Origin of the sequence: Variovorax davisae, from assembly GCF_030316845.1 — a bacterium.
In the GTDB taxonomy this organism is placed as follows: domain Bacteria; phylum Pseudomonadota; class Gammaproteobacteria; order Burkholderiales; family Burkholderiaceae_C; genus Variovorax; species Variovorax davisae.
The window spans coordinates 41,046-61,221 of record NZ_JASZYS010000017.1 but is presented as its reverse complement, the minus strand read 5'-3'; the positions used below and the strand labels follow the sequence as shown (position 1 = coordinate 61,221).

General features: G+C 66.9%; 21 protein-coding genes. 6 read left to right on the top strand and 15 right to left on the bottom strand.

Features of this window, described 5'->3' with window-relative positions:
• Positions 1-86: 86 nt before the first annotated feature.
• The 13 genes from asd to QTI33_RS29710 all read right to left on the bottom strand — a co-directional run bounded on the left by asd (position 87) and on the right by QTI33_RS29710 (position 11,831).
• Entirely contained in the window at positions 87-1,229 is a 1,143-nt protein-coding gene (gene asd, locus QTI33_RS29770; RefSeq protein WP_286510127.1) for an aspartate-semialdehyde dehydrogenase, read from the bottom strand.
• Positions 1,230-1,315: 86 nt separating this feature from the next.
• Complete coding sequence (gene leuB, locus QTI33_RS29765) at positions 1,316-2,404, bottom strand: 3-isopropylmalate dehydrogenase (RefSeq protein WP_286510125.1); 1,089 nt, start codon at positions 2,402-2,404, stop codon at positions 1,316-1,318.
• Positions 2,405-2,440: 36 nt separating this feature from the next.
• Positions 2,441-3,094: a 3-isopropylmalate dehydratase small subunit gene (gene leuD, locus QTI33_RS29760; protein WP_286510124.1), complete on the bottom strand. Its 654-nt coding sequence runs from the start codon at positions 3,092-3,094 to the stop codon at positions 2,441-2,443.
• 16 nt (positions 3,095-3,110) lie between these two features.
• Positions 3,111-4,532, bottom strand: a complete 1,422-nt coding sequence (gene leuC, locus QTI33_RS29755; protein WP_286510122.1) for a 3-isopropylmalate dehydratase large subunit — start codon at positions 4,530-4,532, stop codon at positions 3,111-3,113.
• Between the two features lie 28 nt (positions 4,533-4,560).
• Entirely contained in the window at positions 4,561-5,508 is a 948-nt protein-coding gene (locus tag QTI33_RS29750) for a LysR family transcriptional regulator (protein WP_286510120.1), read from the bottom strand.
• Positions 5,509-5,627: 119 nt separating this feature from the next.
• Positions 5,628-5,768, bottom strand: a complete 141-nt coding sequence (locus QTI33_RS29745; protein WP_286368405.1) for an entericidin A/B family lipoprotein — start codon at positions 5,766-5,768, stop codon at positions 5,628-5,630.
• A 121-nt stretch (positions 5,769-5,889) separates the two neighbouring features.
• Positions 5,890-7,200 carry a citrate synthase gene (gltA, locus tag QTI33_RS29740; RefSeq protein ID WP_286510119.1) on the bottom strand — a complete coding sequence of 437 codons (1,311 nt, stop codon included), beginning with the start codon at positions 7,198-7,200 and terminating at the stop codon, positions 5,890-5,892.
• 24 nt (positions 7,201-7,224) lie between these two features.
• Entirely contained in the window at positions 7,225-7,527 is a 303-nt protein-coding gene (locus QTI33_RS29735) for an FAD assembly factor SdhE (RefSeq protein ID WP_286510118.1), read from the bottom strand.
• A 17-nt stretch (positions 7,528-7,544) separates the two neighbouring features.
• On the bottom strand, positions 7,545-8,246 hold the full coding sequence (locus tag QTI33_RS29730) for a succinate dehydrogenase iron-sulfur subunit (RefSeq protein WP_286510117.1): 702 nt from the start codon (positions 8,244-8,246) through the stop codon (positions 7,545-7,547).
• Positions 8,247-8,277: 31 nt separating this feature from the next.
• Entirely contained in the window at positions 8,278-10,086 is a 1,809-nt protein-coding gene (gene sdhA, locus QTI33_RS29725; protein WP_286510116.1) for a succinate dehydrogenase flavoprotein subunit, read from the bottom strand.
• A 7-nt stretch (positions 10,087-10,093) separates the two neighbouring features.
• Entirely contained in the window at positions 10,094-10,459 is a 366-nt protein-coding gene (gene sdhD, locus QTI33_RS29720) for a succinate dehydrogenase, hydrophobic membrane anchor protein (RefSeq protein ID WP_286510114.1), read from the bottom strand.
• 18 nt (positions 10,460-10,477) lie between these two features.
• Entirely contained in the window at positions 10,478-10,924 is a 447-nt protein-coding gene (sdhC, locus tag QTI33_RS29715) for a succinate dehydrogenase, cytochrome b556 subunit (RefSeq protein ID WP_286510113.1), read from the bottom strand.
• Between the two features lie 145 nt (positions 10,925-11,069).
• A complete protein-coding gene (locus tag QTI33_RS29710) occupies positions 11,070-11,831 on the bottom strand; it encodes a GntR family transcriptional regulator (RefSeq protein WP_286510111.1) in 762 nt (253 codons plus the stop codon).
• A 191-nt stretch (positions 11,832-12,022) separates the two neighbouring features.
• On the opposite strand from QTI33_RS29710, the gene QTI33_RS29705 reads away from it, so the two are divergent.
• The 5 genes from QTI33_RS29705 (at position 12,023) to QTI33_RS29685 (ending at position 18,058) form a co-directional block, all read left to right on the top strand.
• A complete protein-coding gene (locus tag QTI33_RS29705; RefSeq protein WP_286510110.1) occupies positions 12,023-13,009 on the top strand; it encodes a malate dehydrogenase in 987 nt (328 codons plus the stop codon).
• A 12-nt stretch (positions 13,010-13,021) separates the two neighbouring features.
• Positions 13,022-13,798: a trans-aconitate 2-methyltransferase gene (tam, locus tag QTI33_RS29700; RefSeq protein WP_286510109.1), complete on the top strand. Its 777-nt coding sequence runs from the start codon at positions 13,022-13,024 to the stop codon at positions 13,796-13,798.
• A complete protein-coding gene (locus QTI33_RS29695) occupies positions 13,795-14,802 on the top strand; it encodes an HpcH/HpaI aldolase/citrate lyase family protein (protein ID WP_286510108.1) in 1,008 nt (335 codons plus the stop codon). Before tam ends, QTI33_RS29695 begins: the two co-directional genes overlap by 4 nt.
• A gap of 28 nt (positions 14,803-14,830) precedes the next feature.
• Positions 14,831-15,403 carry a hypothetical protein gene (locus tag QTI33_RS29690; RefSeq protein ID WP_286510107.1) on the top strand — a complete coding sequence of 191 codons (573 nt, stop codon included), beginning with the start codon at positions 14,831-14,833 and terminating at the stop codon, positions 15,401-15,403.
• A gap of 69 nt (positions 15,404-15,472) precedes the next feature.
• The gene (locus tag QTI33_RS29685; protein WP_286510106.1) at positions 15,473-18,058 is read left to right on the top strand and encodes a bifunctional aconitate hydratase 2/2-methylisocitrate dehydratase; all 2,586 of its coding nucleotides are present in this window, start codon (positions 15,473-15,475) and stop codon (positions 18,056-18,058) included.
• Between the two features lie 64 nt (positions 18,059-18,122).
• On the opposite strand, the gene QTI33_RS29680 is transcribed toward QTI33_RS29685, so the two are convergent.
• Together QTI33_RS29680 and QTI33_RS29675 are read right to left on the bottom strand one after the other, a co-directional pair.
• A complete protein-coding gene (locus QTI33_RS29680; RefSeq protein WP_286510104.1) occupies positions 18,123-18,623 on the bottom strand; it encodes a pyridoxamine 5'-phosphate oxidase family protein in 501 nt (166 codons plus the stop codon).
• A 133-nt stretch (positions 18,624-18,756) separates the two neighbouring features.
• Positions 18,757-19,578 (bottom strand): helix-turn-helix domain-containing protein, encoded by an 822-nt coding sequence (locus tag QTI33_RS29675; protein ID WP_444814909.1) that lies wholly within the window; start codon positions 19,576-19,578, stop codon positions 18,757-18,759.
• A gap of 131 nt (positions 19,579-19,709) precedes the next feature.
• On the opposite strand from QTI33_RS29675, the gene QTI33_RS29670 reads away from it, so the two are divergent.
• Complete coding sequence (locus tag QTI33_RS29670) at positions 19,710-20,126, top strand: hypothetical protein (RefSeq protein ID WP_286510099.1); 417 nt, start codon at positions 19,710-19,712, stop codon at positions 20,124-20,126.
• Positions 20,127-20,176: the final 50 nt, after the last annotated feature.

The window sequence follows — 20,176 nt, the reverse complement described above, 5'->3', positions numbered from 1 at the left end:
CTACCCAGTGCGTGCAAACTTCGTCATGCATTTGCCGTTGCGATGCCGCAACGGCGGGGGCCCGGACGGGCCCCCGATGCCTCCCCTCAGGCTTCCAGCAGGATGCGCAGCATGCGGCGCAGCGGTTCCGCGGCACCCCACAGCAGCTGGTCGCCGATCGTGAAGGCGCCGACATAGTCCGGGCCCATGGCGAGCTTGCGCACGCGTCCGACCGGGATCGACATGGTGCCGGTGACGGCCACCGGCGTCAGGTCCTTGACGGTCGCTTCGCGGGTGTTCGGCACCACCTTGACCCACTCGTTGTCGGCGGCGATCAGGGCCTCGATGTCGGCCACGGGAACGTTCTTCTTGAGCTTGAAGGTCAGCGCCTGGCTGTGGCAGCGCATCGCGCCCACGCGCACGCAGAAGCCGTCGACCGGCGTGGCCGCGGTGCCGAAGCCCGCGCCCTGGCCCAGGATCTTGTTGGTCTCGGCGCCGGCCTTCCATTCTTCCTTGCTCATGCCGTCGCCCAGGTCCTTGTCGATCCAGGGGATCAGGCTGCCGCCCAGCGGGGCGCCGAAGTTGGCCGTTTCGGCCGCGCTCAGCGACTGCTGCTTGGCCAGCACCTTGCGGTCGATCTCGAGGATGGCCGACTTGGGGTCGTCGAGCAGCGCCCGCACTTCGCCGTTGAGGGTGCCGAACTGCGTCAGCAGCTCGCGCATGTGCTGGGCACCGCCGCCCGAAGCGGCCTGGTAGGTCATGCTGGTCATCCACTCGACCAGGCCGGCCTTGTACAGCGCGCCGACGCCCATCAGCATGCAGCTGACGGTGCAGTTGCCGCCGATCCAGTTCTTGCCGCCCTTGGCGAGCGCGTTCTGGATCACGGGCAGGTTGACCGGGTCGAGCACGATGATCGCGTCGTCGTTCATGCGCAGAGTGGACGCGGCGTCGATCCAGTGGCCCTTCCAGCCGGCGGCGCGCAGCTTGGGGAACACCTCGCTCGTGTAGTCGCCGCCCTGGGCGGTGATGACGATATCGCACTTCTGGAGCGCGGCGATGTCGTGGGCGTCCTTGAGCGTGGTCTCGTTCTTGGCCATCGCCGGGGCCTTGCCGCCGGCGTTGGAAGTCGAGAAGAAGACCGGTTCGATGAGCCCGAAGTCGCCTTCGGCCTGCATCCGGTCCATCAGGACCGAGCCGACCATGCCGCGCCAGCCCACGAGGCCGACCAGAGGTTGATTTGCGTTCGCCATTTCAATGTGCCCTTGTGAAAAAAGAAAAAACTTCTCTTTGCGCCCGGCTCGTCAGAGCCGGGGAGGGCGTGACGAAGCGGGCTGGTTTAGCCGGTAATCGTCTTTTTGGTGATGGCAGCCACCACGGCATCGCCCATCTCGCGGGTGCCGACCTTGGTCGTGCCCGCGGACCAGATGTCTGCCGTGCGCAGCCCCTGCGCCAGCACGGACTGGACCGCCGACTCGATCCGGTCGGCAGCCTCGGGCTGGTTGAGGGAGAAGCGAAGCATCATGGCAGCAGACAGGATTGTAGCCAAAGGATTGGCAACCCCTTTGCCCGCAATGTCGGGCGCGCTGCCGTGGCTGGGCTCGTAGAGGCCCTGGTTGCTGGCATTCAGCGAGGCCGAGGGCAGCATGCCGATCGAGCCGGTGAGCATCGCCGCCTCGTCCGAGAGGATGTCGCCGAACATGTTGCCGGTGACCACGACGTCGAATTTCTTCGGCGCCTTGACCAGCTGCATGGCCGCGTTGTCGACGTACATGTGGTCGAGCTCGACGTCCGGGTACTCGCGGCCGACCTCGGTCACGATGTCCTTCCAGAACTGGAAGGTCTCCAGCACGTTGGCCTTGTCGACGCTGGTCACGCGCTTGCTGCGCTTGCGCGCCGCCTGGAAGGCGACGTGGGCGATGCGCTCGACCTCGGGGCGCGAGTAGCGCATGGTGTCGAAGGCTTCCTCGGCGCCCGGGAAGTGGCCGTCGACCGCGGTGCGGCGGCCGCGCGGCTGGCCGAAGTAGATGTCGCCGGTCAGCTCGCGGATGATCAGGATGTCCAGGCCCGAGATCAGCTCGGGCTTGAGGCTGGAGGCGCCGACCAGCTGCTCGTAGCAGATCGCCGGCCGGAAGTTGGCGAACAGGCCGAGGTTCTTGCGCAGGCCCAGGATGGCCTGCTCGGGGCGCAGCGAGCGCTCGAGCTTGTCGTACTTCCAGTCGCCGACGGCGCCGAACAGCACGGCGTCGGCTTCCTTCGCCAGCTTGAGGGTGGCCTCGGGCAGCGGATGGCCGTGGGCCTCGTAGGCGGCGCCGCCGACCAGGGCCGACTCCATCTCGAACCTGAGGTCGAGCGTTTCGAGCACGCGGATGGCTTCGGCGACGATTTCGGTGCCGATGCCGTCACCGGGGAGGACTGCGATTTTCATGGTGTCAGGGATTGCTTGAAAAGAGATGAAAGGGCTTCAGGCGTCGAGCATCGTGTGCGCCAGCCAGGGCTTCTGGGCCAGGCGCGCGGCTTCGAAGGCCTTGATCTCGTCCTTGTGGCGCAGCGTGAGGCCGATGTCGTCGAGCCCGTTGACCAGGCAGTACTTGCGAAAGGCCTGGACGTCGAAGGCGAATTCGCCGCCGTCCGGCTGGATGACCACCTGGCGCTCGAGGTCGATCGTCAGGCTGTAGCCCGGGAAGGCGAAGGTCTGGTCGAACAGCTGGGCGACTTGCGCCTCGGGCAGCACGATCGGCAGCAGGCCGTTCTTGAAGCTGTTGTTGAAGAAGATGTCGGCATAGCTCGGCGCGATGATCGCGCGGAAGCCGTATTGGTCGAGCGCCCAGGGCGCATGTTCGCGCGACGAGCCGCAACCGAAGTTCTGGCGCGCCAGCAGGATCGATGCGCCGGCGTAGCGCGGCTGGTTCAGCACGAAGTCGGGGTTCGGCTTGCGCGATGCCGGATCCTGGCCCGGTTCGCCCGGATCGAGGTAGCGCCAGGCGTCGAACAGGTTCTGGCCGAATCCGGTCTTGCGGATCGATTTCAGGAACTGCTTCGGGATGATCGCGTCGGTGTCGACGTTCTCGCGGTCCATCGGTGCCACGAGGCCCTTGTGTACGGTGAATTTTTGCATGGTGTGGGCTCCCGGATCAGGCGAAGGTTCGGACATCGACGAAGTGGCCGTGCACCGCGGCCGCCGCGGCCATCGCGGGGCTCACGAGGTGGGTTCGGCCACCCGCGCCCTGACGGCCTTCGAAGTTGCGGTTGCTGGTCGAGGCGCAGCGCTCGCCCGGCTCGAGGCGGTCGGCGTTCATCGCCAGGCACATCGAGCAGCCGGGCTCGCGCCACTCGAAGCCGGCGGCCTTGAAGATCTGGTCGAGTCCTTCGCGCTCGGCCTGCGCCTTCACCACGCCGGAGCCCGGCACGACCATCGCGAGCTTGACGTTCTTGGCGACCTTCTGGCCGAGCTTCTTGACCACGGCCGCGGCTTCGCGCATGTCCTCGATGCGGCTGTTGGTGCAGGAGCCGATGAACACCTTGTCGATGAAGATGTCGTTCATGGGCTTGTTGGGTTCCAGTCCCATGTAGACCAGGGCGCGTTCGATCGCGCCGCGCTTGTTGGCATCCTTCTCCTTGTCGGGATCGGGCACGCGGCCGTCGACCGGCACCACCATCTCGGGCGAGGTGCCCCAGGTGACCTGCGGCTTGATCTGCGCGGCGTCGAGCTCGACCACGAGGTCGAAGTGAGCGTCGGAATCGGACTGCAGGGTCTTCCAGTAGGCGACCGCCAGGTCCCATTCGACGCCGGTCGGCGCCAGCGGCCGGCCCTTGACGTAGGCGATGGTCTTCTCGTCGACCGCCACCAGGCCGGCGCGCGCACCGGCTTCGATCGCCATGTTGCAGACCGTCATGCGGCCTTCCATGCTGAGGTCGCGGATCGCCGAGCCGGCGAATTCGATCGTGTAGCCGGTGCCGCCGGCGGTGCCGATCCGGCCGATGATCGCGAGCACGATGTCCTTGGCGGTGCAGCCGAGCGGCAGCTTGCCCTCGACCTTCACGAGCAGGTTCTTCGCCTTCTTGCCGAGCAGCGTCTGCGTGGCCATGACGTGCTCGACCTCGCTGGTGCCGATGCCGTGCGCCAGCGCGCCGAAGGCCCCATGGGTCGAGGTGTGCGAATCGCCGCAGACCACGGTCATGCCGGGCAGGGTGGCGCCCGACTCGGGCCCGATCACGTGCACGATGCCCTGGCGCTTGCTCAGGAACGGAAAGAACGCGGCGGCGCCGAATTCCTTGATGTTGCTGTCCAGGGTCGTGACCTGTTCCTTGCTGGTCGGGTCGGCGATGCCGTCGTAGCCGCGCTCCCAGCCGGTGGTCGGCGTGTTGTGGTCGGCCGTGGCCACCACCGAGCTGATGCGCCACAGCTTGCGGCCGGCCTCGCGCAGCCCTTCGAAGGCCTGCGGGCTGGTCACTTCGTGCACCAGGTGGCGGTCGATGTAGAGGATCGCGGTGCCGTCTTCCTCGGTGTGGACGACGTGTTCGTCCCAGAGTTTGTCGTAGAGGGTGCGTGCCATGGGTCTCTTTCGTGGGGAGGTGATTGTCTTAGGCGGCGAGCTGCGCGGGCGTCGCGACAGCAGGTGTGTGCAGGTGCTTGACCAGCATGCGGGCGGCGACCGGCAAGGTCGAGAAGTCGCGGGCGATCAGCCGGATCTGGCGTGCCGCCCAGGGGTCCTGCAGCGCCACGGAGGTCAGGCCGCGGCCGATGCCGCCCTGCATCAGCTCGAAGGCCCGCAGCGGCATCACGCCGACGCCGAGGCCGTTCTCGATCATGCGGCACATCGCGTCGAGGCCGGTCACGTGGATGCGCAGCCGGATGCTGCGGTTGGCGGCCAGCGCGGCCTGGTGCATCGCGACGTAGATCGAGCTGTTGCTGTGCAGGCCGACATGGTCGTAGTCGAGCGAGTCGACGAAGGCGATCGAGCGCCGGGACGCCAGCCGATGGCCGGCGGGCACGATCAAGGCCAGCGTGTCGTCGCGGTAGGGCAGGCTCTGGAGCTCGTTGCCGCCTTCGGCGACATGGCAGACGCCGAGGTCGGCCGCGCCTTCATGGACGGCCCGCACCACTTCGCTGCTCAGGTGCTCCTCGAGGTCGATCTTGATCGCGTCGTGCTCGCGGGTGAAGGCCCCGAGGTCCTCGGGCAGGAACTGGACGATGGCCGAAATGTTGGCGTGCACCCGGACATGGCCGCGGACGCCGTCGGCGTACTCGCTGAGTTCTCCCTGCATCTTCTCGAGGCTGTAGAGCACCGAGCGGGCGTGGTGCAGCAGGCTTTCGCCGGCCGGCGTCAGGTCGACGCCGCGGGCATGGCGGTAGAGCAGGGGCGTGCCGAGCGTGGCTTCGAGGTCGGACAACCGCTTGCTGATCGCCGATGCCGCGATGAATTCGCGCTCGGCCGCGCGCCCGATGCTGCCGAGCTCGCAGACGGCCACGAACAACTGCAGCGACGTGAGGTCGATGCGGCGGGCAAAACTGCGTTCGGAGGAGGTCATCGGGGCTTGGCATCTCGTTCAGAGATGGAAGCCCGTATTTTCCCCCTGTTTCAAGGCTTTGGCCATCGTGATCCGAGATGGCCAAGATGCCGCGGCGCGATGGCGCCGCGGCCCGGGAGTTATTGCTTCTTCTGCGCGGCGTCTTCCATCTTCTGGCCGCCCTTCTGGATGTCCTGGCCGGCGCCCTTCATGGTGTTGCAGCCGGCCAGCGGCACGGACACGGCGAAGATGACGGTGAGCAATGCGGCAAGCTTCTTCATGGTGGAACTCCTTCGTTTGGATGAGGACTCCAAGCTATTCGGTCCGCCGGCCGGCCCGTGTCAGCCAAGACGCAAAAAAGCTGCCCGTGGGCAGCTTTCCTGGGTGCGGGCCGGACGGCAATCAGCGCTGGGCGATCGGCTTGACGTCGCGCTTGACCGAGCCTTCGAAAAGCTGGCGCGGGCGGCCGATCTTGTAGTCCGGGTCGCCGATCATCTCGTTGAGCTGGGCGATCCAGCCCACCGTGCGGGCCAGCGCGAAGATCGCGGTGAACAGCGGCACCGGGATGCCGATCGCGCGCTGCACGATGCCCGAGTAGAAGTCGACGTTCGGGTAGAGCTTGCGCGAGACGAAGTATTCGTCTTCCAGGGCGATCTTCTCGAGCGCCATCGCGAGCTTGAACAGCGGGTCGTTTTCCAGGCCGAGCTCGCCCAGCACTTCCTTGCAGGTTTCCTGCATCAGCTTGGCGCGCGGGTCGTAGTTCTTGTAGACGCGGTGGCCGAAGCCCATCAGCTTGACGTTGGAGTTCTTGTCCTTGACCTGCTTGATGAACTCGCCGATCTTTTCGACGCCGCCCGCCTTCTGGATGTCGTAGAGCATGTTGAGCGCCGCCTCGTTGGCGCCGCCGTGGGCCGGGCCCCAGAGGCAGGCCACGCCGGCCGCGATCGCGGCGAACGGGTTGGTGCCCGACGAGCCGCACAGGCGCACGGTCGAGGTCGATGCGTTCTGCTCGTGGTCGGCGTGCAGGATGAAGATGCGGTCGAGCGCGCGCTCGAGCACCGGGCTCACCTTGTACTCCTCGCACGGCGTGGCGAACATCATGTGCAGGAAGTTGCCCGCATAGCTGAGTTCGTTCTTCGGGTACATGTAGGGCTGGCCCACGGTGTACTTGTAGGCCATGGCGACCAGGGTCGGCATCTTGGCGATCAGGCGGATCGCGGCGATCTCGCGGTGCTTCGGATTGTTGATGTCCGTGCTGTCGTGATAGAAGGCCGACAGGGCGCCGACCAGGCCGGTCATGATGGCCATCGGGTGGGCATCGCGGCGGAAGCCGCGCAGGAAGAACTGCATCTGCTCGTTGACCATCGTGTGGTTGGTCACGAGCTTGGTGAAGGTGGTCTTCTTGGCTTCGTCGGGCAGTTCACCGTACAGCAGCAGGTGGCAGGTCTCGAGGAAGTCGCAGTTGGTCGCGAGCTGCTCGATCGGGTAGCCGCGGTACAGCAGCTCGCCCTTGTCGCCGTCGATGTAGGTGATGGCCGATTCGCACGAGGCGGTCGACATGAAGCCCGGGTCGTAGGTGAACATGCCCGTCTGGGCGTAGAGCTTGCGGATGTCGATCACGTCGGGGCCCAAGGTGCCCTTGTAGATCGGCAGCTCGACGTTCTGTCCGCCGTTGCTGAACGACAGAGTGGCCTTGTTCTCGGATGCTTTCATTTCGAGTGTCTTTCAAAGAATGGATCAGGAAGATAGGGATTGCGCACCGTCGCTGCGCATCAGCTGCAGCAGTTCGACCACCTCGGCCCCGGCCCATCCGGGCTCGGGCTCCTTTCGCGCGAGCAGGAGGTCGAGCAGGTCGTTGTCCGACAGGTCCATCAATGTCTCCAGTGCCTGTGCCTGCCCGCGGGTCAGGCTTGCCTCGTGCCGCGTGAAGAAGCGGGCAATGAACAGGTCGTTTTCAAGCAAGCCGCGCCGGCAGCGCCACTTGAGCTTGCTCAGCGCGCGCTCGCTGATCGGCTCGGAGGGGTTGTCGGTGGCTGGCATCGGGGGGCTCGTCGGGACTAGATGGCGCGACGCACCATGAGTTCCTTGATCTTGCCGATCGCCCGGGTCGGATTCAGGTTCTTCGGGCAGACGTCGACGCAGTTCATGATCGAGTGGCAGCGGAACAGGCGGTACGGGTCCTCGAGGTTGTCCAGGCGCTCGCCGGTGGCTTCGTCGCGGCTGTCGGCGATGAAGCGGTAGGCCTGCAGCAGGCCGGCCGGGCCGACGAACTTGTCGGGGTTCCACCAGAAGCTCGGGCAGCTGGTCGAGCAGCTGGCGCACAGGATGCACTCGTACAGGCCGTTGAGCTCGTCGCGCTCCTCGGGCGACTGCAGGCGCTCCTTCTCGGGCGGCACGGTGTCGTTCTGCAGGTACGGCTTGATCGAGTTGTACTGCTTGAAGAACTGCGTCATGTCGACGATCAGGTCGCGGATCACCGGCAGGCCGGGCAGCGGCTTGAGCACGATGGTGCCCTTGAGCGTCAGCATGTTGGTCAGGCAGGCCAGACCGTTCTTGCCGTTGATGTTCATCGCGTCGGAGCCGCAGACGCCTTCGCGGCAGGAGCGGCGGAACGACAGGGTCGGATCCTGCGCCTTGAGCTTCATGAGGGCGTCGAGCAGCATGCGCTCGTGGCCGTCGAGTTCGATCTCGACGGTCTGCATGTAGGGCTTGGCGTCCTTGTCCGGATCGTAGCGGTAGATTTGAAATGTGCGCTTCATCGTGATGACCTTGTGATGCTTTCTCGTGGGCTTAGAACGTGCGCACCTTGGGCGGCACCGATGCCACCGTCAGCGGCTGCAGCTTGACCGGCTTGTACGAGAGGCGGTTGTCCTGGCTGTACCAAAGCGTGTGCTTCATCCATTCGGCGTCGTTGCGGCCAAGCGGCGCGACCGGATCGTCGGCCGGACGCTCGTAGTCTTCCACCGTGTGGGCGCCGCGGCATTCGCGGCGGGCAGCGGCCGACACCATCGTGGCCTGTGCGACCTCGATCAGGTTGTCGACTTCGAGGGCTTCGATGCGGGCGGTGTTGAAGACGCGCGACTTGTCCTTGAGCGTGACCGAGGCGACGCGCTGGCGCACGGCGGCGATCTTCTTCACGCCTTCGTCCATCGAGGCTTGCTTGCGGAACACGGCCGCGTGCTGCTGCATGACGGCGCGGATCTCGTTGGCCACGTCCTGCGCGTATTCGCCGGAGGTCGAGGCCTCGAGCTGGTTCAGGCGCTCCAGCGTGCGGTCGGCGGCATCGGCCGGCAGGTCCTTGTGTTCCTTCAGCTTGTCGTTGAACTCGACGATGTGGTTGCCGGCCGCGCGGCCGAACACCAGCAGGTCGAGCAGCGAGTTGGTGCCCAGGCGGTTGGCGCCGTGCACGCTGACGCAAGAGCATTCGCCCACCGCGTAGAGGCCGTTGACCACGGCGCTGTTCTCGTCGCCCTTCTGGATCACGACCTGGCCGTTGATGTTGGTCGGGATGCCGCCCATCTGGTAGTGGATGGTCGGCACCACCGGGATCGGCTCCTTGGTGATGTCGACGTTGGCGAAGTTGACGCCGATCTCGTACACCGAGGGCAGCCGCTTGTGGATGGTCTCGGCACCGAGGTGGTCGAGCTTCAGCAGCACGTAGTCCTTGTTGGGACCGCAGCCGCGGCCTTCCTTGATCTCCTGGTCCATCGAACGCGAGACGAAGTCGCGCGGCGCCAGGTCTTTCAGCGTCGGCGCGTAGCGTTCCATGAAGCGTTCGCCGTTGCTGTTGAGCAGGATCGCGCCTTCGCCGCGGCAGCCTTCGGTCAGCAGCACGCCGGCGCCGGCCACGCCGGTCGGGTGGAACTGCCAGAACTCCATGTCCTGCAGCGGAATGCCCGCGCGGGCCGCCATGCCGAGGCCGTCGCCGGTGTTGATGAAGGCATTGGTCGAGGCCGCGAAGATGCGGCCGGCGCCACCGGTGGCCAGCAGCACGGTCTTGGCCTGCAGGATGTGCAGGTCGCCGGTTTCCATCTCCAGCGCGGTCACGCCGACCACGTCGCCTTCGGCGTCGCGGATCAGATCGAGCGCCATCCACTCGACGAAGAACTGGGTGCGGGCTTCGACGTTCTTCTGGTAAAGCGTGTGCAGCATCGCGTGGCCGGTGCGGTCGGCGGCGGCGCAGGCGCGCTGCACCGGCTTTTCGCCATAGTTCGCGGTGTGGCCGCCGAACGGACGCTGGTAGATCGTGCCGTCCGGATTGCGGTCGAAGGGCATGCCGAAGTGTTCGAGCTCGTACACCACCTTCGGTGCTTCGCGGCACATGAACTCGATCGCGTCCTGGTCGCCGAGCCAGTCGGAGCCCTTGATCGTGTCGTAGAAGTGGTAGTGCCAGTTGTCCTCGCTCATGTTGCCGAGCGAGGCCCCGACGCCGCCCTGGGCCGCGACCGTGTGCGAGCGGGTCGGGAACACCTTGGACAGCACGGCGACGTTGAGGCCGGCGCGTGCGAGTTGCAGCGAGGCGCGCATGCCGGAGCCGCCGGCACCGATGATGACGACGTCGAACTTGCGCTTGGTGATTTGTTCTTTGGTGTAGGTCATGATGGGCTTAGAGCCTCCAGAGCACTTGAATGGCCCAACCCGCGCAACCGACAAGCCAGACGATGGTGAAAACCTGCAGCAGCAGGCGGATGCCGACCGGCTGGACGTAGTCCATCCAGACATCGCGCATGCCGACCCAGACGTGATAGAGCAGCGAGGCGATGACGACGAAGGTGAGCACCTTCATCCATTGGGCGGCGAAGATGCCGGCCCAGAGGTCGTAGCCGATCGGGCCGCGCTTGAAGATCACCTGCGCCAGCAGGATGACGGTGAAGAGCGCCATCAGGGCGCCGGTGATGCGCTGGCTGAGCCAGTCGCGCAATCCGTAGTGCGCGCCGACGACGATGCGCTTGGAGCCGTAGTTCACAGACATTTCAGTTTCCTCGCGCAATCAGTAGAGGCCGAACAGCTTGGCGCCGAGGACGACGGTCAGCAGGATGCTCAGGCCGAGGGTGGCGAGCGCGCTGCTGTTGCCGGACTTCTTGTCGACCGCGTGGTGGTTCACGTCCATGTAGAGGTGGCGCAGGCCGGCGATGAAGTGGTGCAGATAGGCCCAGATCAGTGCCAGCGCGACGAGCTTGAGGAACCAGCCCGGGACGAAGCCGAGGCCGACGTTGAAGGCGGCCGTGAAGCGGGCGAACGAGATCTCCGAGGACACCGAGGTGTCGAACATCCAGATGATGAACGGCAGCAGCAGGAACATCAGCACCCCGCTCACGCGGTGCAGGATCGACACGATGCCCGCCGGCGGCAGCCGGTAGGTGGTGAGGTCGGAAAGGGGGTTGATATTGCGGAACTCTCGCCGCGGCTGTCGGGGTGGGGTGGCCAACTCTGTCATGGGGGCTTTCGGGTTTTACGAGGGGCTACTTGTTCTTTGGCGAAAAGCAAACAACTCAAAATTCTATTGCAACGCACCATCTCGCGGCTTTCGCCGCTCCGGTCATCGCACCGCGATGGTCGGATGTTGGCGCGCGAGGCCGCTGTCAGCCGAGGTCGTTTCGATAGTGATGGGTGTCGGTGCGGTAGAGCCCGCGGCGCAGTTCCATGGGCGTGTCGTGGTAGGTGTAGGCCACGCGCTCCACGCTCAGCAGCGGCGTCGAGGTGACGACCTGCAACAGGGCCGCCTGCGCAGCATCGGGCAGCACGGCGCGGATCTTTTCCTCGGCGCGCACCATGCGCACGCCGAATTCGGTCTCGAACAGCGCGTACATCGGCCCGTGCCAGGCGGTGAGGCGCTCGGCGGTCAGGCCCTTGAACGGGGTTCCGGGCAGCCAGAGCTCCTCGAGGATGGTCGGCGTGCCGCGGTAGGCCAGCACCCGCCGCACCTGCAGCACGGCGTCGCCGGTGCGCAAGGCGAGGGCGCGGGCGACGTCGGCGCTGGCGCGCTGGCGCTTGCAGTCGACGATCTCGCGCTCGGCCGGGCCTTCGGAGTCGACGTCGCCGCTGTCGGGCACCAGTTTCAGGAAGCGGTACTGCACGTGCTGCTCCGCGTGGGTCGCGACGAAGGTGCCCTTGCCCTGGCGGCGCACCACCAGGTTTTCGGCCGACAGTTCGTCGATCGCCTTGCGCACGGTGCCCTGGCTGACGCGAAAGCGTGCGGCCAGCTCGATCTCGCTCGGGATCGGCTCGCCCGGCTTCCATTCGCCGGCGTGGAGGCTCTGCAGGATCAGAGATTTGATCTGCTGGTAGAGCGGACTGAACGACGGCGTGGAGGGCTCGGCGACAGTGGAGGGAGAGGTGGCCATGGGGTTTCGTGGGTGCACCGCGAGGGTGCTTCGGGGCGACATCTTATATAAGACATAAGACAGGCGCCACCGAAACCTCAAATCGGCATAAAATCGAAGACGGCCCGAAGGCCGGGCTTCGTGTCCCGGCCCGACCTCGTGGCCGCACTCCGCGGCCGTGCCCCGTTTTCATCATTTCCTGGAGTATTCCCATGAGCAAGAAGCCTGTTCGCGTTGCCGTCACCGGTGCCGCTGGCCAAATCGGTTACGCCCTGCTGTTCCGCATCGCCTCCGGCGAAATGCTGGGCAAGGACCAGCCGGTCATCCTGCAACTGCTCGAGATCCCCGACGAAAAAGCCCAGAAGGCGCTCAAGGGCGTGATGATGGAGCTCGACGACTGCGCCTTCCCGCTCTTGGCCGGCATGGAAGCCCACGGCGACCCCATGACCGCCTTCAAGGACGCCGACTACGCCCTGCTGGTCGGCTCGCGTCCGCGCGGCCCGGGCATGGAGCGTGCCGAGCTGCTGGCCGTCAACGGCGCCATCTTCACCGCCCAGGGCAAGGCGCTCAACGCCGTCGCCAGCCGCAACGTCAAGGTGCTGGTGGTCGGCAACCCGGCCAACACCAACGCCTACATCGCGATGAAGAGCGCCCCCGACCTGCCGCGCAAGAACTTCACCGCCATGCTGCGCCTGGACCACAACCGTGCCGCCAGCCAGCTGGCCGCCAAGACCGGCAAGGCCGTGGCCGACATCGAGAAGCTGACCGTCTGGGGCAACCACTCGCCCACGATGTACGCCGACTACCGCTTCGCCACCATCAACGGCGAGAGCGTCGCCAAGATGATCAACGACCAGGACTGGAACGCCAACACCTTCCTGCCGACCGTCGGCAAGCGCGGCGCCGCCATCATCGAAGCCCGCGGCCTGTCGTCGGCTGCCTCGGCCGCCAATGCCGCGATCGACCACATGCGCGACTGGGCCCTGGGCACCAACGGCAAGTGGGTCACGATGGGCATCCCGTCGGACGGCCAGTACGGCATTCCGAAGGACGTGATGTTCGGCTTCCCCGTCACCTGCGAAAACGGCGAGTACAAGGTCGTGGACGGCCTGGCGATCGACGCCTTCAGCCAGGAGCGCATCGACAAGACGCTCAAGGAACTGACCGACGAGCAAGCCGGCGTCGCCCACCTGCTCTGAGCCACGACCGGCATGCTCGACTGGAACCCCGCGCTCTACAGCCGCTACGAGGACGAGCGCACCCGTCCGGCCCGGGAGCTGCTGGCCCGGGTGCCGCTGGCGCAGGCCGCGCGGGTGTTCGACCTCGGCTGCGGGCCGGGCAATTCCACCGAGCTGCTGGTGCAGCGCTTTCCGGCTGCCGCGGTGGTCGGCACCGACAATTCCGAGCCGATGCTCGCCAGCGCCAGGCAGCGCCTGCCGCAGGCCCGCTTCGAGCTCGGCGACATTGCCACCTGGGCGCCCGAGGCGGCGCCCGACCTCATCTATGCCAATGCCGCCCTGCAGTGGGTGCCCGACCACGAAGCCCTGATCCCCAGGCTCTTCGCGATGCTGGCGCCCGGGGGCGTGCTGGCGATCCAGATGCCCGACAACCGCCAGGAACCCACGCATCGGCTGATGCGCGAGGTGGCGGCCGAGGCACCCTGGGCGCAGGCCATCGGGAACCCCGACCGGCTGCGCACCGAATTGCTGGGCATCGACGGCTACTACGACCTGCTGGCCGGCGAGGCCGCGGCGGTCGACGTCTGGCGCACGGCCTACCAGCATCCGATGGCCTCCGCGGCGGCCATCGTCGAGTGGGTCAGCGGCACCGGGTTGAAGCCCTTCGTCGATCCCTTGCCCAGCGAGCTGAAGACCAGCTACCTGGCCGAATACGAACGCCGCATCGCCCGCGCCTACCCGGCGCGCGCCGATGGCCGGCTGCTATTGGCCTTCCCGCGCATGTTCATCGTGGCGCAGAAAAAACCATGAGCATCGAGAATCCAGTGCCCCATCCGCGCGAGGTGCTGCTCGGCGCCCAGGCCGGTACCGTGGCGCTGCCGGTCTGCGACCACTACAGCGGCGTCGAGGCGCGCATGCGCAAGAGCCTGGCACTGCAGGCCGAGATGGCCGAGGAGTTCGGCGCCTGCGTGTTCGACGTCACGCTCGACTGCGAGGACGGCGCGCCGGTCGGCGGCGAGTCCGAGCATGCGGCGCTGGTGACCGAACTCGCGCTGTCGGCGGCGCCGGGCATGCGCGTCGGCGTCCGGGTCCATCCGGTCGACCATCCTGCGTTTCCGTCCGACGTGATGACGATCGCCGGCCGCTCCGGCCATCGCCTGAGCCACCTGATGGTGCCGAAGGTGGAGACGGTCGACGACGTTCGCGAGGCCGCGCTGGCGCTCGACGCCGTCGGCGCCGAGGCGCTGCCGCTGCACGTGCTGATCGAATCGCCGTTGGCGGTCCACCATGCCTTCGAGATCGCGGCCCACCCGCGGGTGCAGTCGCTGAGCTTCGGCTTGATGGATTTCGTCTCTTCGCACGGCGGCGCGATCCCGGCCGACGGCATGGGCGCCGCCGGCCAGTTCACCCACCCGCTGGTGGTGCGCGCCAAGCTCGAGATCGCCTCAGCCGCGCACGCGCACGGCAAGGTGCCGTCGCATTGCGTCGTGACCGAGTTCAACGACGTCGGCGCGATGCGCGCCGCCGCCCGCAAGGCGGCGGTCGAATTCGGCTACACCCGGATGTGGAGCATCCACCCGAACCAGATCCGCCCGATCCTCGAAGCCTTCGCGCCGGACGAGCGGCAGATTCAAATCGCTACAAAAATCCTGGCTGCCGCGGCGCTGGCCGCGTGGGCGCCGGTCAGCATCGATGGCACATTGCATGATCGTGCCAGCTATCGCCATTTCTGGCAGGTGCTCGAACGGGCGCACGCCACCGGCCGCAGCTTGCCTTCCGAGGCGCAGCCGTGGTTCGCGCCCTCTTCATCCTGAAACCCAACCCCCCGAAAGATCCATTCCCATGAAGACAATTGCGCTGATCGCCGCTGCCGCCCTGGCTCTCCCGATGGCCGCCATGGCCCAGACCCCTGCCACCGGCTCCGCAGCGAAGCCGGCCGCCAACACGACCGGCAAGAAGGTCGTGCAGAAGGTGGTGCCCAAGCGCATCATCAAGAAGGTCGAAGAAGCCAAGCCGATCAGCGAAGAGACCGACGTCACCCTGTCGGAGCAGGACCTGAAGGTGGCCGAGACCATCCTCACCGGCACCATCAAGTGCGAGCTCGGCGCCAGCGTGAACATCGAGGCCGACCCCAAGAAGCCCGGCTTCTTCACCCTGACGCACGCGGGCGTCAAGTACCGCCTGCACCCGGTTTCCAGCCGCACCGGCGCGGTGCGGCTCGAGGACCCGGTGCGCGAGGCGATGTGGCTGCAGCTGGGCAACAAGTCGATGCTCATGAGCCAGAAGCTGGGCCTGCGGCTGGCCGACGAATGCCAGGCGGCCAAGCAGCTCGAGGTGGCCGAGGACATGAAGAAAAACCCGCCCAAGAGCCTGTTCGAAAGCGGCGACGCGGCACCGACCGTCAAGACGCAGTAATCCCCCAAGGCGCGGCTCTTGCTTCCCAGCGGGAGCCGCCCGCCCCTTTGTGTTTCCGGAGAAAAGAAGATGTTGCAAGCCTACGTTGACCATGTCGCCGAGCGCGCCGCGCTCGGCATCCCGCCGCTGCCGCTCACTGCCAAGCAGACCGCCGAGCTGATCGAGCTCATGAAGTCGCCGGCCGTCGCCGACGCCGAGTTCCTGCTCAACCTGCTGACGCACCGCGTGCCCGCGGGCGTGGACGATGCGGCCAAGGTCAAGGCGAGCTACCTCGCGGCCGTCGCGCATGGCACCGAAAAGAGCCTGCTGCTGACGCGCGCCCGGGCGACCGAACTGCTCGGCACCATGCTCGGCGGCTACAACATCGGCCCGCTGGTCGACCTGCTCGACGATGCCGAAGTCGGCGCCGTCGCGGCCGAAGGCCTCAAGAAGACCCTGCTGATGTTCGACCAGTTCCACGACGTCAAGGAAAAGGCCGACAAGGGCAATGCCAACGCCAAGGCCGTGCTGCAAAGCTGGGCCGACGCCGAATGGTTCACCAGCCGGCCCGAAGTGCCGCAAAGCATCACCGTCAGCATCTTCAAGGTGGCCGGCGAAATCAACACCGACGACCTGTCGCCCGCGCCGGATGCGACCACCCGTCCGGACATCCCGATGCATGCGCTCGCCATGCACAAGAACGCCCGCCCCGGCATCGTGCCTGAGGAGGACGGCAAGCGCGGCCCGGTGAAGTTCATCGAGGATCTGCGCGCGCGCGGCCACCTGGTGGCCTACGCCGGCGACGTCGTCGGCACGGGCTCGTCGCGCAAGAGCGCGACCAACTCGGTGCTGTGGTTCACCGGCGAAGACATCCCCTACGTGCCGAACAAGCGCTTCGGCGGCGTCTGCCTGGGCGGCAAGATCGCGCCGATCTTCTACAACACGATGGAAGACTCCGGCGCGCTGCCGATCGAACTCGACGTCAGCCAGATGAACATGGGCGACGTGGTCGAGCTGCGTCCCTACGACGGCAAGGCGCTCAAGGACGGCCAGGTGATCGCCGAGTTCGCCGTCAAGAGCGACGTGCTGTTCGACGAAGTTCGCGCCGGCGGCCGCATTCCGCTGATCATCGGCCGCGGCCTCACGGCCAAGGCGCGCGAAGCGCTGGGCCTGCCGGCCTCGACGCTGTTCCGCCTGCCGGTCAGCCCAGTCGACACCAAGAAGGGTTTCTCGCTGGCGCAGAAGATGGTCGGCCGCGCCTGCGGCCTGCCGGAAGGCCAGGGCGTTCGCCCCGGCACCTACTGCGAGCCGAAGATGACCTCGGTCGGCAGCCAGGACACCACCGGCCCGATGACCCGCGACGAGCTCAAGGACCTGGCCTGCCTGGGCTTCAGCGCCGACCTGGTCATGCAGTCCTTTTGCCACACGGCGGCGTACCCGAAGAAGGTCGACGTCAAGATGCACCACGAGCTGCCCGACTTCATGGCCACCCGCGGCGGCGTCTCGCTGCGCCCGGGCGACGGCGTGATCCACAGCTGGCTCAACCGCCTGCTGACGCCCGACACGGTCGGCACCGGCGGCGACAGCCACACGCGCTTCCCGATCGGCATCAGCTTCCCGGCCGGCTCCGGCCTGGTGGCCTTCGCGGCGGCCACCGGCGTGATGCCGCTGGACATGCCCGAATCGGTGCTGGTGCGCTTCAAGGGCAAGATGCAGCCCGGCGTGACCCTGCGCGACCTGGTCAACGCGATCCCGCTGTACGCGATCAAGGCCGGCCACCTGACGGTCGAGAAGAAGGGCAAGAAGAACATCTTCTCGGGCCGCATCCTCGAGATCGAAGGCCTGCCGGACCTCAAGGTCGAGCAAGCCTTCGAACTGAGCGACGCCTCGGCCGAACGCTCGGCCGCCGGCTGCACGGTGCACCTGAACAAGGAACCGATCATCGAGTACATCAACAGCAACATCACGCTGATGCGCTGGATGATCGCCGAGGGCTATGCCGACGGCCGCACGCTGGCCCGCCGCATCGCGGCGCAGGAAGCCTGGCTCAAGGACCCGCAACTGCTCAAGGGCGACGACGACGCCGACTACGCGGCCGTCATCGAGATCGACCTGGCCGACATCCACGAGCCGATCGTGGCCTGCCCGAACGACCCCGACGACGTGAAGACGCTGTCGGACGTGGCCGGCGCCACCATCGACGAAGTGTTCATCGGTTCGTGCATGACCAACATCGGCCACTTCCGCGCCGCGTCCAAGCTGCTCGAAGGCAAGCGCGACATCCCGGTCAAGCTGTGGATCGCGCCGCCGACCAAGATGGATGCGCAGCAGCTCACCGAAGAAGGCCACTACGGCGTCTTCGGCAACGCCGGCGCGCGCACCGAAATGCCGGGCTGCTCGCTGTGCATGGGCAACCAGGCGCAGGTGCGCGAAGGCGCGACCGTGATGTCGACCAGCACGCGCAACTTCCCGAACCGGCTGGGCAAGAACACCAACGTGTATCTCGGCAGCGCCGAGCTGGCCGCTATCTGCTCGCGCCTGGGCCGCATCCCGACGAAGGAGGAGTACATGACCAACGTCGGCGTGATCGACGCCTCCAGCGAACAGATCTACCAGTACCTCAACTTCGACAAGATCGACGAGTACAAGGACATCGCCGACAAGGTCGCTGCCTGACCTCGCTGTCGTGTCAGACCCCGAAGCCCCGCTCCCGCGGGGCTTTTTTCATGGTGGCGGCGGCTCAGGCGAGGTTGAGCTTCTTGTGCTCGGCGAGGTCGGTCGGCGGCTGGCCGGTGACCGCCGCCTTGGCCATCTTGAACAGTTGCACCATCTTGCTGTCGTCGACGTCCCAGTACTCGGCATCCAGGATGCGCACCGCCAGCAGGCCCAGGTTCGGGTCGCCGGCGCCCTGGGGAAACCAGGACTTGGCCATGGTGTTGAAGAGCTCCTCCTTCTTCGCCGCATCGTCGAGCAGTGCGGCCTGGCCAGAGACCGAGACGTAGCTGTCGGCGTCGGTGTCGGCGTAGGCGACGTTGACGCTCGGGTCGGTGGCGACGTGGCGCGCGATCTCGCCGTCCTTCGGAATGAAGAAGTACAGGGTCGCGCCCTCGTCGAACTTCTTGTTCTGCGTGGTCAGCGGATGGCTGTGAAGCTGCCCGTCGCCGTGGCGGTGGGTCAGCATGCCGTAGCGGGTGTCCTTGATCAGCTCCCACAGCTTGGCTTGTTCGTCGGTATGGCTCATTGGCGGTTCTCCGGTGTGTCGGTGGATCGAAACCTCGAAGCTAGGGCCGTCCCGGCCGCCGGCATGCGCTGGACGGGCGCATTGGCATGTCGTCCATGACCGACGCGCGTGTGGTCGCGCGTCGCAGCCCCGGTCAGCGGCCGGCGAGCGCGCTCAGTGCATTCGCGGTCTGCGCATCGGCCGGAAAGAAGGATTCGACCGCCAGTTCCTGCAAGGTGACGTCGACCGGCGTGCCGAAGATCGTCGTCGTGCTGATGAAGCTGAGGACGCCCTGCGGCGTCACGAGCTGGAAGGGCACGACCACGTGGGGCGCTTCGGCACCGGCGGGCGGTGCATCGTGGCCCACCTGGGGATGCGGGTAGGCCGCGAGTTCGTCGTGCAGGGCCGCGAGCCCGGCGTCGCCGGTGGCGGCGATCTGCTGCTGCAGCCGTTCGAGCAGGTGGGCCCGCCATTGGCCCAGGTTGGCGATCCGCGGCGCCAGCCCTTCGGGATGCAGGCTGAGGCGAAGCACGTTGACCGGCCGCTCGAGCAGATGCGGGGCCGCGCCGGCCATCAGCATCGGCACCATCGCGTTGTGCGCCACCAGGTTCCAGTGGCGGTCGACCGCCAGCGCCGGGAACGGCTCATGGCCCTTGAGCACCAGGTCGACCGCCCGCCGCGCTGCGGCCATTGCCGGATCGTCGAGCGAGCGTTCGCGGTACATCGGGGCGTAGCCGGCCGCCACCAGCAGGGCATTGCGCTCGCGCAGCGGCACGTCGAGCCGCTCGGCCAGGCGCAGCACCATCTCGCGGCTCGGTTCGGCGCGGCCGGTCTCCACGTAGCTCAGGTGGCGCGTGGAGACCTGCGCCTCGTGGGCCAGGTCGAGCTGGCTCAGGCGCCGGTGCTGGCGCCAGTGGCGCAGGTGGGCGCCGAAGGGGTCGGCCGCGGTCGGGGGGGCGCTGCTCAGGGTGTTCATGGCCGCCATCCTAGTGAAGCGGCGCAGGACGGCCATGACCTGCGAGGTCATCGACCCGACGCCGCAGCGCGGGAATCATCGACTCCAACGCGGCGGGAAGGGCCCGCCGCGCCACACCCAAGGAGTTCGCCATGTCCCTCTTTGCTTCCCCCCGTTTCCTGTCCCGCGTGATGGCGGCCGACGCCGTCTCGTGCGCCGCCACCGGGGCGCTGCAGCTGATCTTCGGCACGGCCCTGGCGCGCTGGACCGGTTTGCCGCCACCGTTGCTGCTGGCGACCGGGGTCTTCCTGCTGGCCTACGCGGCTGCCGCGGCCTGGATGGCCCGCCGCGCGCTGCCGCCGCGCCGGCTGATCGGGTGGGTGGTGGCCGGCAACTTCGCCTGGGCGCTCGCCTGCATCGGCCTGCTGGCCGTCACGGGCAGCTCGATCGCTGCGCCGGGCTGGGCCTGGGTGCTGGCCCAGGCGGTGGTGGTGGTGGTGTTCGCCGAACTGCAGTGGATGGGCCTGCGGAACGCCCGGGCGCCCGGGCCGCGCGCGCTGGCGGCCTGAGTCGTCCGCCTGCAGCCGAGGTCATCGAACCCTGCTATCTTTGCGGAGCT

What these genes read in the sequence shown, in the direction of transcription:
- asd (WP_286510127.1), bottom strand. Translation starts at nt 1,229, where the DNA reads ATGGCGAACGCAAATCAACCTCTGGTCGGCCTCGTGGGCTGGCGCGGC.
- leuB (WP_286510125.1), bottom strand. Translation starts at nt 2,404, where the DNA reads ATGAAAATCGCAGTCCTCCCCGGTGACGGCATCGGCACCGAAATCGTC.
- leuD (WP_286510124.1), bottom strand. Translation starts at nt 3,094, where the DNA reads ATGCAAAAATTCACCGTACACAAGGGCCTCGTGGCACCGATGGACCGC.
- leuC (WP_286510122.1), bottom strand. Translation starts at nt 4,532, where the DNA reads ATGGCACGCACCCTCTACGACAAACTCTGGGACGAACACGTCGTCCAC.
- QTI33_RS29750 (WP_286510120.1), bottom strand. Translation starts at nt 5,508, where the DNA reads ATGACCTCCTCCGAACGCAGTTTTGCCCGCCGCATCGACCTCACGTCG.
- QTI33_RS29745 (WP_286368405.1), bottom strand. Translation starts at nt 5,768, where the DNA reads ATGAAGAAGCTTGCCGCATTGCTCACCGTCATCTTCGCCGTGTCCGTG.
- gltA (WP_286510119.1), bottom strand. Translation starts at nt 7,200, where the DNA reads ATGAAAGCATCCGAGAACAAGGCCACTCTGTCGTTCAGCAACGGCGGA.
- QTI33_RS29735 (WP_286510118.1), bottom strand. Translation starts at nt 7,527, where the DNA reads ATGCCAGCCACCGACAACCCCTCCGAGCCGATCAGCGAGCGCGCGCTG.
- QTI33_RS29730 (WP_286510117.1), bottom strand. Translation starts at nt 8,246, where the DNA reads ATGAAGCGCACATTTCAAATCTACCGCTACGATCCGGACAAGGACGCC.
- sdhA (WP_286510116.1), bottom strand. Translation starts at nt 10,086, where the DNA reads ATGACCTACACCAAAGAACAAATCACCAAGCGCAAGTTCGACGTCGTC.
- sdhD (WP_286510114.1), bottom strand. Translation starts at nt 10,459, where the DNA reads ATGTCTGTGAACTACGGCTCCAAGCGCATCGTCGTCGGCGCGCACTAC.
- sdhC (WP_286510113.1), bottom strand. Translation starts at nt 10,924, where the DNA reads ATGACAGAGTTGGCCACCCCACCCCGACAGCCGCGGCGAGAGTTCCGC.
- QTI33_RS29710 (WP_286510111.1), bottom strand. Translation starts at nt 11,831, where the DNA reads ATGGCCACCTCTCCCTCCACTGTCGCCGAGCCCTCCACGCCGTCGTTC.
- QTI33_RS29705 (WP_286510110.1), top strand. Translation starts at nt 12,023, where the DNA reads ATGAGCAAGAAGCCTGTTCGCGTTGCCGTCACCGGTGCCGCTGGCCAA.
- tam (WP_286510109.1), top strand. Translation starts at nt 13,022, where the DNA reads ATGCTCGACTGGAACCCCGCGCTCTACAGCCGCTACGAGGACGAGCGC.
- QTI33_RS29695 (WP_286510108.1), top strand. Translation starts at nt 13,795, where the DNA reads ATGAGCATCGAGAATCCAGTGCCCCATCCGCGCGAGGTGCTGCTCGGC.
- QTI33_RS29690 (WP_286510107.1), top strand. Translation starts at nt 14,831, where the DNA reads ATGAAGACAATTGCGCTGATCGCCGCTGCCGCCCTGGCTCTCCCGATG.
- QTI33_RS29685 (WP_286510106.1), top strand. Translation starts at nt 15,473, where the DNA reads ATGTTGCAAGCCTACGTTGACCATGTCGCCGAGCGCGCCGCGCTCGGC.
- QTI33_RS29680 (WP_286510104.1), bottom strand. Translation starts at nt 18,623, where the DNA reads ATGAGCCATACCGACGAACAAGCCAAGCTGTGGGAGCTGATCAAGGAC.
- QTI33_RS29675 (WP_444814909.1), bottom strand. Translation starts at nt 19,578, where the DNA reads ATGAACACCCTGAGCAGCGCCCCCCCGACCGCGGCCGACCCCTTCGGC.
- QTI33_RS29670 (WP_286510099.1), top strand. Translation starts at nt 19,710, where the DNA reads ATGTCCCTCTTTGCTTCCCCCCGTTTCCTGTCCCGCGTGATGGCGGCC.